We start from the raw sequence: 12,312 nt of genomic DNA, 5'->3' as shown, positions 1-12,312 counted from the left end.
ACCGTGGCCACCATCACCCATATCGAACTGCGCATGATCGACCTGATCCCCAAGGTCAAGCGGGTCGATGCGATCCAGTCCTTTGTCAGCCAGGAAACGCCCATCGTGACCGTGACCGACAGCGACGGGGCACAGGGTGTGGGCTATTGCTATACCATCGGTACCGGTGGCCCGTCGGTGATGGCGCTGCTTGAGAAAACGCTGGCACCCGCGCTGATCGGGCGCGATGCGGACCGGATTGAGGGCATCTGGCGCGATCTGCTGTTTCTGACCCATGCGACGGCGGTGGGAGCGATCACTTCGCTTGCTTTAGCCGCGATTGATACCGCCCTGTGGGATTTGCGCTGCCGCAAACAGGGGCTGCCGCTGTGGAAAGCCGCAGGTGGGACGCGGGATCGCATCCCGCTCTATTCGACCGAGGGCGGCTGGCTGCATCTTGAGACACAGGCCTTGGTCGATGACGCGCTGGCGATGCAGGCGCAGGGGTTCCGGGGCTCGAAGATCAAGATCGGGCGCGACCACATCAGCGAGGATGCCGCCCGTCTGGCCGCTGTGCGCGAGGCGGTTGGGCCGGGCTATGAAATCCTGACCGATGGCAATCAGGGCTTTACCCTGTCCGAGGCGATCCGCCGGGCGCAGGTCTTGGAAGACTACAATATCGGCTGGTTCGAGGAACCTCTGCCCGCTGATGACGTCGCAGGTCATGCCGAGCTGTCGCGCCGGACCTCAGTTCCGATTGCCGTCGGCGAAAGCATGTATTCGTTGAGCCAGTTCAAGGACTATCTGCAAGCAGGCGCGGCCAGTATCGTACAGGTCGACGTGGCGCGGATTGGGGGGATCACCCCGTGGCTGAAAGTCGCGCATCTGGCCCAGGCATATAACGTCATGGTCTGCCCGCATTTCCTAATGGAGTTGCACCTGCCACTGGTCTGTGCCGTACCCAACGCGAAATGGCTGGAATACATCCCGCAGCTTGACAGTGTGACCACGCAGGCGATGCGGATCGAGGATGGGTTTGCCATTCCGTCAGATGCGCCCGGGCTTGGCATCGCGTGGGACTGGCAGGCTATTGCCGCGAAGTCCACGCCGATTGAGATCACGGAGGGCACATAATGCAACGTATGGGCATGGTAATCGGGGTGAAGCCCGAAAAGCTGGACGAATATAAACGCCTGCACGCCGCCGTCTGGCCGGATGTGCTGGCGCAGATCGCCAAAAGCAATATCCGCAATTACACGATCTTTTTGCGTGAACCCGAGAACCTTTTGTTCGGCTATTGGGAATATCACGGCACCGATTTCGAAGGGGACATGGCCCGCATGGCGCAAGACCCCAGAACGCAGGAATGGTGGAGTTTCACCGATCCTTGCCAAAACCCGCTGCCCAGCCGCGCCGAAGGCGAGAAATGGGCACCCATGATTGAAGTATTCCACACGGATTGAGGACGACATGACCAAACCACAGGGCCGTCTGGCCGGAAAGAAAGCGCTGATAACCGCCGCAGGGCAGGGCATTGGCCGCGCCAGCGTCGAGAAATACGTGGCCGAAGGTGCGCAGGTGATTGCTTGCGATATCAACGATGCAACACTTGCGGAACTGGCTGCGATCGACGGTGTGACAGCCTTGAAGCTGGACGTCACCAATGCGGATGCCGTGGCCGAGGTCGTCGCGACCGCCGGAGCGCTGGACGTGCTGTTCAACTGCGCGGGTTTCGTGGGTGCCGGTTCGATCCTTGAATGCGATGATGACCAGTGGGATTTCAGTTTTGATCTGAACGTCAAGGCTATGTACCGGCTGGCCAAGCTGGTGCTGCCCGGCATGTTGGAAAATGGCGGTGGTTCGATCATCAATATGTCCTCGGTCGCCTCGTCGATGAAAGGCGTGCCGAACCGTTTCTCGTATTGTGCCTCAAAGGCGGCCGTGATTGGCCTGACCAAATCCATTGCCGCCGATTTCATAACTCAGGGCATCCGCTGCAACGCAATCTGCCCCGGCACCGTCGACAGCCCCAGCCTGCACGACCGTCTGCGCGCGACCGGCGATTATGAGCAGGCGATGAAAGACTTCATCGCGCGCCAACCCATGGGCCGCATCGGCCACGCAGATGAGATTGCCGCCTTGGCCGTCTATCTGGCCAGCGATGAAACTGCATTCACCACCGGACAGACCTTCGCCATCGATGGCGGCTGGACCGTTTGATCAGGGAGATTTGAGATGAAACTGCTGCGTTACGGTCCGGTTGGACACGAAAAACCCGGCCTAATGGATGAAAACGGCACGATACGCGATCTGTCTGGCAAAGTCAGCGACATCGCGGGCGACACGCTGTCGGATGCCGGGCTTGATGCCCTGCGCGCTTTGGATGTGAATGCGCTGCCGGTGGTCGACGGTGCGCCGCGTATCGGCGCTTGCGTCGGTCAGGTGGGCAAGTTCATCTGCATCGGCCTGAACTATGCCGACCATGCTGCTGAATCCGGCATGGCGCTGCCCGAAGAACCGGTGATCTTCTTCAAGGCCACCTCGGCGATCATGGGCCCCGATGACACCGTGGAAATCCCGCGCAACTCGGTCAAGACCGATTGGGAAGTCGAGCTGGGCGTCGTCATCGGCAAGCATACCAAATACGTCTCCGTCGAGGACGCGCTGGACCACGTCGCGGGCTACTGCGTGATCAATGACCTCAGCGAACGCGACTTTCAGCTGCACCGCTCGGGCCAGTGGGTCAAGGGCAAGTCTGCCGACACATTCGGCCCCATCGGCCCCTGGCTGGTGACGCGCGACGAGGTGCCGGACCCGCAGAACCTGCCGATGTATCTTGAGGTGAACGGGCATCGCTATCAGGACGGCTCGACCAAGACGATGCATTTTGACGTGGCGACCGTGGTCTCGCACCTGTCGCAGTTCATGTCGCTGCAACCGGGCGATGTGATCTCGACCGGAACGCCTCCGGGCGTGGGTCTGGGCCAGAAACCCGAGGTCTATCTGAAACCCGGCGACGTGATGGAGCTGGGCATTGAAGGGTTGGGCGTACAGCGCCAGAAAGTCGAGGCCAGCAAATGACCCGTATCACAGGCATTCGTACCGAAGATTTGCGCTTTCCAACCTCGGACAGTCTGGACGGGTCGGACGCGATGAACCCCGATCCGGATTATTCCGCCGCCTATGTGGTGCTGGAAACCGATGGCGCGCATGAGGGCCACGGCCTGACGTTTACCATCGGGCGCGGCAATGAGATCTGCGTGGCCGCGATCGAGGCGCTTGGTGCGCTGGTCATCGGGCTGGATCTGAACTGGATCACCGAAGATATGGGCCGGTTCTGGCGTCATATCACGGGCGACAGCCAGCTGCGTTGGATTGGCCCCGATAAGGGCGCGATCCACTTGGCCACCGGCGCGGTGGTGAACGCCGCGTGGGACCTGTGGGCCAAAGAAGCGGGCAAGCCCGTCTGGCAACTGGTCGGCGAGATGAGCCCGGAAGAGATCGTGCGCCTGATCGATTTCCGCTATTTGACCGACGCGATCACGCCGGATGAGGCGCTGGCGCTGCTGCGCGCCGCCGCGCCGGGCAAGGCAGAGCGTGTGGCAAAGCTGAAGGCCGAAGGCTATCCCTGCTACACCACCTCGGCGGGCTGGCTTGGCTATTCCGACGACAAGCTGCGCCGCCTGTGCCGCGAGGCAAAGGAGGCGGGCTTTACCCACACCAAATTCAAGGTGGGCCGCGATCTGGACGACGACATCCGCCGCCTGACCATTGCGCGTGAAGTGCTGGGCGAAGACATGAACATCATGATCGACGCCAATCAGGTGTGGGAGGTTGATCAGGCCGTAGACTGGGTCAAGGCCCTGTCCTTTGCGCGGCCTTTCTTCATCGAGGAACCCACCAGCCCCGACGATGTGTTCGGCCACAAGGCGATCCGCGAAGGGGTTGCCCCGGTCAAAGTGGCGACAGGCGAGATGTGCCAGAACCGCATCATCTTCAAGCAGTTCATCAAGGAAGGCGCGATCGACATTGTTCAGATCGATAGCTGCAGGATGGGCGGATTGAACGAGGTGCTGGCGGTCATGCTGATGGCGGCGAAATACGATCTGCCGGTCTGGCCTCATGCCGGGGGCGTGGGCCTGTGCGAATACGTTCAGCACATGTCGATGATCGACTACGTTGCGATCTCGGGCGAAAAGGACAGCAAACGGATCGAGTTCGTCGACCATCTGCACGAGCACTTCATCGACCCCTGCGTGGTGAAGAACGGTGCCTACATGGCCCCCGACAAACCTGGTTTCTCAATCGAGATGAAACCCGAAACCATCAGAGATTTCCGGTTCCTGCCCAAACTGGCAGCGGAATAACCCCCGCCGCCTGACCATAAAAGCAACAACAGTCGGGCGGCTTATCACCCAACCTGGAGGAATGAGAAAATGTTGAACTTTGGTAAAACGGCCTTTGGGGCCGCCTGTATTGTTGCGCTTGGCGCAACGGCTGGTCTGGCACAGGAAACCCTGCGCTTTGGCCATGTATATGAGGCCTCGACCCCCTATCACGCCGCTGCTGTAAAAGCCGCCGAGTTGCTCGAGGAAAAGACCGATGGCCGCTACAAGATGGAGGTCTTCCCGGCCTCGCAACTGGGCAAAGAGGCCGCGCTGAACGAGGCACTGTCGCTGGGCACCGTCGACGCGATCTATACCGGCGTAGCGTTCCTGGGGCAGTCCTATGGCCCGATCAGCATCTCGGACTATCCCTTCACCATGCGGTCTTATGATCACTGGAAAGCCTATGTGAACTCGGACCTGTTCGATGAGATGGCCGGTGAATACAAGAACATCTCGGGCAATACGATTGCGACCATGACCTATTATGGCGCGCGTCACGTCACCTCGAACAAGCCGATCCTTGCGCCGGACGACATGGAAGGCCTGAAGATTCGCACGCCGAACGCGCCTGCCTATCAGATGTTCCCCGAAGCAACCGGTGCGAACCCCACGCCGATGGCTTTTGCCGAGGTGTATCTGGCCCTGCAGCAAGGTGTTGTGGACGCTCAGGAAAACCCGCTGCCGACCATCCAGTTCAAGAAGTTCTATGAGGTGCAGTCCAACATCAACCTAACCGGTCACATCACCAACTCGCTGGCGGTCGTGGTCTCGCCGGTGACGCTGGGCAAGATGGGTGATGATGGTCAGGCGCTGCTGGATGCGCTGTCCGAGGCGGCCTCGGCCACGTCGGATGAGATCGTGCAATCCGAGGCCGAACTGGCCGACTGGTTCCGCGAAAAAGGCGTGACTGTGAACGAGGTTGATCGCGCACCCTTCATGGAGGCCGTCGCTCCTCTGCTGGTCGGCGATACTGTTCCTTGGGATGCCGAGACGTTCGAACGTCTGCAGGCGATCCAGGAATAATGCGACACGCCGGACCCGGGCGCGCCCCGGGTCCGGCCTTTACGCACGAGGTATGCCTGGATGACACAGACCGAGACCCCACCCGAAATCGACTTTGACGCGCTTGCCGCCGAGGACGATGCGCATTTTCGCAACTATCGTATCACCGTGCCCGATTACGGCCTGCTGGCCCTGTTCGGCCTGCTGTTCGGCGTCGTCTTTCTGCAGTTTTTCACCCGCTATGTCTTGAATGACTCGATCGCCTGGACCGAAGAGGCCGCGCGCTACCTGCTGATTATTCTGGGCTTTGCCGGGGCCATTCGCTGTCAGGCGGTGGGCAGCCATATCGTTCTGGAGTTCGTCGATAAGCACTATGGCCGCTTGTTAAGCTGGGTGCATGTCTTTGCGCTGGTGGCAACCTTCGTTCTGTTCGCCGTCATCATCTGGTCGGCCTGGGAGCTGATCCAGCGCACGTCGTTCCAGCAAATGGTCTCGCTGCCGTTCCCGAAATATTACCTGCACGCCGCGGTCATGGTACTGGCGGTCGGAAATCTGGGGGTTGTGACCTATCAGATTGTCGCGCGGGTGAAGCAGCTGAAGGAAGGCGTCAACAAATGGGCCTGATCATTCTTTTCGTATCGCTGTTCGGCCTGATGCTGATGCGCGTGCCAATCGCGTTTTCACTGGCGCTGTCGTCCTTTGCGTACATCCTCTATTCCGGCCTGCCACCGGTGCTGTTGATGCACAACATGGTCAACGGCATGGACAGCTTCCCGCTGTTGGCGATCCCCTTCTTCATTCTGGCCGGAGCGTTGATGAACTCGGCCGGGATCACCGCGCGCATCTTCGGCTTTGCCCGCGCTATCGTTGGCTGGATGCATGGCGGTCTGGGTCATGTGAATGTGGGCGCCAGCATTATCTTTGCCGGTATGTCGGGCGCTGCGGTTGCCGATGCCGGCGGTCTTGGTGCGATTGAAATCAAGGCCATGCGCGAAGCGGGCTATGACGACGATTTCAGCGTCGGTGTCACCGCGGCTTCGTCGACCATTGGGCCGATCATTCCACCCTCGCTGCCGCTGGTGATCTTCGGGGTCATGGCGTCGGTTTCAATCGGCAAACTGTTTGTCGCCGGGATTGTGCCGGGTCTTCTGATGGCGCTGTCGCTGTCGATTATGATCTGGTGGATGTCACGCACGCGGAATTATCCGCGTGACGTGAGCTTTAGCCCCTCGGTCATCGCCACACGCTTCAAGGCAGCCTTCCTGCCGTTGATGACCCCAGTCATCATCGTGGGCGGTATCGTCTCGGGGGCCTTCACCCCGACCGAAGCAGCCATCGGGGCCGCAGCCTATGCGCTGATCCTCGGCACTTTGGTCTACCGCACGCTGACCGTTCGGAAGCTGGCCGTGATTTCGCTGGAAACCATCGAGACAACGGCGGCGATCATGATGATCGTGGGCGCAGCCTCGGTTTTCGCCTGGATCCTGACCGCCAATCAGGTTGCCGCGCATTTTGCCGAGTTCGTGCTGTCTTTCACTGACAGCAAGGCCGTCGTGCTGCTGCTGATCATGGCCGTGGTCCTGATTGTCGGCCTGTTCATGGAAACCATTGCCGCGATTTCGATCCTGGTGCCGGTGCTGATGCCGGTGGCCGCGCAGTTTGGCATCGACCCGGTGCATCTGGGGATCATCGTCATCCTGAACCTGATGCTGGGGCTGCTAACCCCGCCTGTTGGGATGGTGCTGTTTGTGCTGTCGCGGGTGTCTAAGGTGCCGTTCGAACAATGCGTGCGCGCGACCCTGCCGTTCCTTGTTCCCTTGCTGGGCGTCCTGCTGCTGCTGACCTTCGTTCCAGCACTGGTCCTTTGGCTGCCAAACCTGCTTTATGGATCATAAAATCCGGTCCCTTTCCTGGAGACAAAGATGAAAACCAACCAAATCGGCAATACCGACCTGAAAGTGACCGAACTGTCCTTTGGTTGCGCCAGTATTGGCAACCTCTACCGTGAAGCCTCGGACGCGGACGTACAGGATGTTCTGAACACCGCATGGGAGGCCGGGATTCGGTATTTCGACACGGCTCCGCATTACGGGCGCGGCCTGTCGGAACAACGTCTGGGTCAGTTTTTGTCCGGCAAACCGCGGTCAGACTATGTGATCTCGACCAAGGTAGGTCGGGTCCTGTCGCCGGGCCAAGCCATGGCCGAGGCAGACGGGTTCGTAAACCCGCTGCCCAATAACGTGCGCTATGACTATTCAGGCGACGGGATCGAGGCGTCGCTGGAAAGCAGTCTGGAACGGCTGCAGACCACCATGGCGGATATCGTATTCGTGCATGACATCGGCACCTATACCCACGGTGCCGACAACGCGGCGCAGATGGAGGCGTTTCTGGGCAGTGGCTATGACCGGCTGGTGAAGCTGAAGGAACAGGGCCGCATCCGAGCGTTTGGGCTGGGGGTGAACGAAAACGAAATCTGCCTCGATGTCATGAACCACGGCCCGATTGATGTCATCCTGCTTGCAGGCCGCCTGACCCTGCTGGACCGTTCGGCTGAAGAGGCGTTGACTGCGCAATGCCATGCGCAAGGCACCAGCCTTGTCCTCGGCGGCGTCTTGAACTCTGGCATCCTAGCCACCGGCCCGGTCGAAGGCGCGACCTATGATTATCAGCCAGCTTCACCCGAGATACTGGACCGTGTCCGGACACTGCAGGAAAAGGCCGAAGGGCTCGGCCTGCCTCTGGCGACGGCCGCGTTGCACTTTGCGAAATCGCACCGGCTGACATCATCTGTCCTGATCGGCACGTCGAAGGCGACAAGCCTGACGCGAAACATCGAAGCAATGGCCCAAGCTACCCCGGATGCGTTTCACACTGTATTCCGGTAGGAGTTTTTCGGGCATTGAAACTCCTCTCGTGCTTGGGTCATGTTGACAAATTGTGGAGCCGAACTCGGATCGACACGATGTCTATGAAGTTCAGAAAACTCTCTGCGGTTTTGTCATAGCCGGTCGATCTTGTAGACAACAATCTGATCCATGCGGTTCACGTTTGCAGTACGGCTATCGCATAATGGCAGTGCAATCGTGCCAGCATCGACTGTATGGGCGTCGTCTTACAAGCGATGTTCTTCTATCTGCTCCACTCAGTTTCGCACTCTGATCCAGAAGGGATTCTGGCCGATCGTGATGTCGAGGTCGTTCACACGAGGCTGAACCGCCGGACCGTCAAATACGTGCCATTGGTTGCCCGCATTTGCATGGTGTCTGGCACAGTTCCGCTCTGGTTCAGAGCTTCCATGATCTTTTCCCATAGCTTGGCCAACGTCCAGCGCCGGAACTGGCGATAGACACTGGACCACTTGTAGGACTTATCTCGCAGGTTCCGTCTCGGCCTGCCCATTCGGGATACGGATGGCTAACGTGAAGTGCCCAAAATGCTCGTTCCTCATCTGACATCAGGTCTCGTACAGAGATGCACACTTACAAAATTATGCGACTTTCAAAGCAGTTTTTCTATCGGCGATACACCGTTTACGCGTCGGAAAGAATCGCCGGACTCTCAAGTAAACTGAGTCTGGGTAAACGAATAATACCTTTCTTCTGCAGATTGAGATTCACTGCGTTTGCGAAAACAACTCAAAAAGTTCGATAGTGGTTTTCACTCCGACTTTCTGCTGAATGCGGCCCCGGTGAATTTCGACCGTGCGCGGGCTGATACCCAACTCGGTGGCGATTTCCTTGCTCGAAGTACGGGCGGGGTGGGTCAGGATGTGGTGCAGCACCTGTTCCTCACGCTCGGTCAGCTGGCCGCGTTTGTCCGCCAATTCCTGCCGCCGTGCCTTTTCCGTGCGCAGCTGCGCGCCCACGTCCCAAGCCGCCTCAATCCGTTCGATCAGAACGGTCAAATCAAAGGGTTTTTCCAGAAAATCAATCGCACCCGCCTTGGTTGCCCGCACGGATTCAGGAATGCCGCCATGACCCGAGATAAAGATGATTGGCAGGGTCGACTTCTGACGGACCAGATGATCCTGCAGCTCCAGCCCGTCCATGCCAGGCATCCCATAATCCAGGATCAGGCAGCCGGCAGCATCCGGGCTGACCTGATCCATAAACGATTGGGCATCGGCGAAATGGGCGACACTCATGCCCCGCTTGCCCAATGATCGCGACAGGGCAATACGCACATCATCATCGTCATCGACGATAAATACAGTCAGCGGTTCTGCGATCATGGTGCGCCGTCCTCCGGGCTGTCGCTGCGGCGCAGGGTGAAACAGAACCGCGCGCCCGACCTGACTTCTGAGTCATGCCAGATCGTGCCGCCGTTCGCCTTGATGATGGTGCGGCAGATCGACAGGCCCAACCCCATTCCGTCGCTTTTTTGGGTATCAAACGTGTTGAACAGGGTCACATTGGCACTGACGCCGGGTCCGTTGTCCTCGACCCGGGTTTCGACAAAATCCTCCGTGATCCGGGTGGTGATCGTGATCCGGCCGGCGGCGACCGGGGCGCGGGCCAGCGCGTCGATGGCGTTGCGCAACAGGTTGACCAAAACCTGCGCGATTTGCGTCCGGTTGCCGATGACCTGCGGCAGGGTGGTCTCGGGACAGGTCAGAGCGATGTCATGCACCCGGGCCTCGCCCTCCATTAGCGTCACGGTCTGCCGGATCAGCCCGCCCAGTTCGAACGGGGTTTGCCGCCCCCGGTCCTTGCGCACAACTTCCCGCAGGGCGCGGATAATGTCGCCGGCGCGCCGCGACTGGCGGTCGATATCGGTTAGAATCTGGGTCAATTCGGGGTCCGGATCGCCGATTTCCTCAAGCGTGATCTTGGCCGCATCCACATTGTAGGAAATCGCGCTGAGCGGCTGGTTCAGCTCATGCGCCAACCCCGAGGCCATCTCGCCCATCAGGTTCACCCGCGCCACATGCGACAGATCGCGGCTGAGGCGGCTGGCCTCAGCCTCGGCCTGTTTGCGGTCGCTGACATCGTCGACGATGGCAACCGCGTGGTCAGGTACGCCGTTTTCATCGCGGATCAGGATCGCGTTCACCCGCAGCCAGATGGTCGAGCCATCCTTGCGGATGAACTGGTTTTCCACGATGAATTCGGAATCCTGCAGCAACGTTTCTCGGAACTTGACCGCGATCTGCTGGCCGTCATCGGGCAATGTCTCGGCCAGCGTCATGTTCTCTAATTCACCGGGCTGATAGCCCATGATATCGCAAAGCTGCGCGTTCACCCGCTGGAACCGCCCAGATTCCGGCGAAATCTGCGCCATCCCGCGGGAGGCCAGATCGAAAGTGCGGCCATAGGCGGTCTCGAACCGTTGCCTTTGCCGAACCTCCTGCGTCAGAGCCGCGCCGGTATCTTCAAGCTCACGATAGGGGCTGTGCAGGCCTTCTTCGGGCGTTATCTCTCCGCTGGACAGGCGTTGGGTCTGGCTGGCAAATGTGCGCACCGGGGCATAGATGCGGTCGGCCAGCGCTAGGCCGATCGCCCCGGTCAGGATGGCGATAGACAGCGCTATCCAGATACCCTGCACCCGGTTTTTCTTGATCTCGCCGATGAAACTGTCCTCGGCGGCATACAATCCGATCAGCCAGTTCAGACCGGGTTCGGACACCTCGATCAGCATGGCGACATAATCCTGCCCGCCCAGTTCGAAATCCGTATGCACCGGGCCTGTAATTCCGGCCCGACCGGTCTGCGCCACCGTACCAAAAGCCTGCCGCGCCAGCGGATCGTCGATCTGGTCCACCATCGGCAGTTCCGGATTGTCGAAATCCGCATCCGTGTCGATCAGCACCAGCGTCGGGTGTGCCAGAACCGAGCCGTCTTCATTCAGCACCAGTGCCGCGCCACGCCGTTCCGACCAGATATTCAGCAGGAAGCCGGACAGCGCATCGATCTGAATATCGACACCCAGAATGGCGCGGATGTTTCCCGCCTCGTCCAGAACCGGCACTCCATAGGTGATACCCGGCTGGCGGGTGGTGTAGAAGATGTAGGGCTGGGTCCAGATCGGGGCTTTCGCCTCGGTGACCATGGTGAACCAGGGGCGGGTGCGGGCCTCGTAGGTGTCGGTCTGGGTCTCGGCGGTGTCCAGCAGGGTGAAGCGGTCGTTGCGCCATTGGAAACCCGCCGGGTGCTCGGTGATCTCGGGTGCAAAGGGTGGGATAACCTTGGTCCGATAACGGCCGGGTTCCTCGGTGCGCATGACGTAAACAAAACGCCCGCTTTCATCGGCCAGGTAAATCCCCGCCAGTTGCGGGGCCACCTGCAATTGCTGGAAGAAATGGCTTTCCAGCGCCGCCGTATCGTTGATGTCCAACACATCGTTTTCGGCCAGCCGCCGTGTCGCGTCCAATACCTGCCGCGCCGGGTTCAGAAAGTTCTTAACCTGTCCGATGACATTGACGCTGACCTCATTCAAAGAGATGCGCGACTGCCGCAACAGCGCGTTTTCCGAGCTGACAAAGGTCGACAGAGTGACCGACAACACAGCCACGAACTGCAGCCCCGCCAGACACAAAGCCAGCGTGGCGCGCAGCGACCTGCGTCGGCGGCCGGGTTCGGTCTGATCCCGGTGGAGAGCCTGTTGCGCTGTGGTGTCCAATCTTCAGTCCAGACGGTCTTTGCGGGCGGGTTATGCCATGATGCCCGCTCCATAACCCCCAAGCCTATACGTAATCTACCGTATAGACACGCGTTGTTTGGTTTCGCTTTCATCTACTGCATCTGGGTGGCTGATTCCAAAACCGGGTTTTGGGTCGATCAGGCATTCTCATAAGGATCAAAAAAGACTGACAACAGGAGTGTCAAAGTGCTCAATAAATCTTCAATTGCTGCGGTTGTTACTGCGGCCTTTATGGCTCCGGCGGCGTATGCGGAGGAATTCATCACCATTGGCACCGGCGGTGTGACGGGTGTTTATTATC

Annotated in this window: 11 protein-coding genes and 1 pseudogene; 9 read left to right on the top strand and 3 right to left on the bottom strand. The window is 59.5% G+C overall.

All coding sequences use genetic code 11. From position 1 onward, the window contains the following. Nucleotides 1–3: 3 nt before the first annotated feature. The 9 genes from ACR0DO_RS17645 (at nucleotide 4) to ACR0DO_RS17605 (ending at nucleotide 8,257) form a co-directional block, all read left to right on the top strand. On the top strand, nucleotides 4–1,113 hold the full coding sequence (locus ACR0DO_RS17645) for a mandelate racemase/muconate lactonizing enzyme family protein (RefSeq protein WP_480560766.1): 1,110 nt from the start codon (nucleotides 4–6) through the stop codon (nucleotides 1,111–1,113). Then, nucleotides 1,113–1,442 (top strand): L-rhamnose mutarotase, encoded by a 330-nt coding sequence (locus ACR0DO_RS17640; protein WP_480560764.1) that lies wholly within the window; start codon nucleotides 1,113–1,115, stop codon nucleotides 1,440–1,442. Before ACR0DO_RS17645 ends, ACR0DO_RS17640 begins: the two co-directional genes overlap by 1 nt. A 7-nt stretch (nucleotides 1,443–1,449) precedes the next feature. Beyond that, the gene (locus ACR0DO_RS17635) at nucleotides 1,450–2,199 is read left to right on the top strand and encodes an SDR family oxidoreductase (protein WP_170675042.1); all 750 of its coding nucleotides are present in this window, start codon (nucleotides 1,450–1,452) and stop codon (nucleotides 2,197–2,199) included. Between the two features lie 15 nt (nucleotides 2,200–2,214). Further along, nucleotides 2,215–3,060, top strand: coding sequence for a fumarylacetoacetate hydrolase family protein (locus ACR0DO_RS17630; protein WP_480560761.1), 846 nt, complete (start codon nucleotides 2,215–2,217; stop codon nucleotides 3,058–3,060). Then, nucleotides 3,057–4,346 carry an L-fuconate dehydratase gene (locus ACR0DO_RS17625; protein WP_170448921.1) on the top strand — a complete coding sequence of 430 codons (1,290 nt, stop codon included), beginning with the start codon at nucleotides 3,057–3,059 and terminating at the stop codon, nucleotides 4,344–4,346. The genes ACR0DO_RS17630 and ACR0DO_RS17625 overlap by 4 nt, the downstream gene beginning before the upstream one ends. A 69-nt stretch (nucleotides 4,347–4,415) precedes the next feature. After that, a complete protein-coding gene (locus ACR0DO_RS17620) occupies nucleotides 4,416–5,390 on the top strand; it encodes a sialic acid TRAP transporter substrate-binding protein SiaP (protein ID WP_480560759.1) in 975 nt (324 codons plus the stop codon). A gap of 60 nt (nucleotides 5,391–5,450) precedes the next feature. Continuing rightward, nucleotides 5,451–5,993, top strand: coding sequence for a TRAP transporter small permease (locus ACR0DO_RS17615; RefSeq protein WP_480560757.1), 543 nt, complete (start codon nucleotides 5,451–5,453; stop codon nucleotides 5,991–5,993). Further along, nucleotides 5,984–7,264: a TRAP transporter large permease gene (locus ACR0DO_RS17610; RefSeq protein ID WP_170448927.1), complete on the top strand. Its 1,281-nt coding sequence runs from the start codon at nucleotides 5,984–5,986 to the stop codon at nucleotides 7,262–7,264. Before ACR0DO_RS17615 ends, ACR0DO_RS17610 begins: the two co-directional genes overlap by 10 nt. Before the next feature lie 27 nt (nucleotides 7,265–7,291). After that, on the top strand, nucleotides 7,292–8,257 hold the full coding sequence (locus ACR0DO_RS17605; protein WP_480560755.1) for an aldo/keto reductase: 966 nt from the start codon (nucleotides 7,292–7,294) through the stop codon (nucleotides 8,255–8,257). A gap of 364 nt (nucleotides 8,258–8,621) precedes the next feature. On the opposite strand, the pseudogene ACR0DO_RS17600 reads toward ACR0DO_RS17605, so the two are convergent. The 3 genes and pseudogenes from ACR0DO_RS17600 to ACR0DO_RS17590 form a co-directional block, all read right to left on the bottom strand. Further along, nucleotides 8,622–8,780: pseudogene (locus ACR0DO_RS17600) on the bottom strand (IS5/IS1182 family transposase); the annotation flags it as partial. Nucleotides 8,781–8,985: 205 nt separating this feature from the next. Next, a complete protein-coding gene (locus ACR0DO_RS17595) occupies nucleotides 8,986–9,603 on the bottom strand; it encodes a response regulator transcription factor (protein ID WP_480560752.1) in 618 nt (205 codons plus the stop codon). After that, nucleotides 9,600–11,990, bottom strand: coding sequence for an ATP-binding protein (locus ACR0DO_RS17590; RefSeq protein WP_480560750.1), 2,391 nt, complete (start codon nucleotides 11,988–11,990; stop codon nucleotides 9,600–9,602). Before ACR0DO_RS17590 ends, ACR0DO_RS17595 begins: the two co-directional genes overlap by 4 nt. Nucleotides 11,991–12,312: the final 322 nt, after the last annotated feature.

Source organism: Ruegeria sp. AM9 (assembly GCF_056540565.1).
The sequence above is the reverse complement of the archived record's forward strand: the minus strand, read 5'-3'. Positions and strand labels throughout refer to the sequence as shown.

Bases quoted from the DNA above. Each gene is read 5' to 3' on its own strand.
- ACR0DO_RS17640 (WP_480560764.1), top strand. From the start codon at position 1,113: ATGCAACGTATGGGCATGGTAATCGGGGTGAAGCCCGAAAAGCTGGAC.
- ACR0DO_RS17635 (WP_170675042.1), top strand. From the start codon at position 1,450: ATGACCAAACCACAGGGCCGTCTGGCCGGAAAGAAAGCGCTGATAACC.
- ACR0DO_RS17630 (WP_480560761.1), top strand. From the start codon at position 2,215: ATGAAACTGCTGCGTTACGGTCCGGTTGGACACGAAAAACCCGGCCTA.
- ACR0DO_RS17625 (WP_170448921.1), top strand. From the start codon at position 3,057: ATGACCCGTATCACAGGCATTCGTACCGAAGATTTGCGCTTTCCAACC.
- ACR0DO_RS17620 (WP_480560759.1), top strand. From the start codon at position 4,416: ATGTTGAACTTTGGTAAAACGGCCTTTGGGGCCGCCTGTATTGTTGCG.
- ACR0DO_RS17615 (WP_480560757.1), top strand. From the start codon at position 5,451: ATGACACAGACCGAGACCCCACCCGAAATCGACTTTGACGCGCTTGCC.
- ACR0DO_RS17610 (WP_170448927.1), top strand. From the start codon at position 5,984: ATGGGCCTGATCATTCTTTTCGTATCGCTGTTCGGCCTGATGCTGATG.
- ACR0DO_RS17605 (WP_480560755.1), top strand. From the start codon at position 7,292: ATGAAAACCAACCAAATCGGCAATACCGACCTGAAAGTGACCGAACTG.
- ACR0DO_RS17595 (WP_480560752.1), bottom strand. From the start codon at position 9,603: ATGATCGCAGAACCGCTGACTGTATTTATCGTCGATGACGATGATGAT.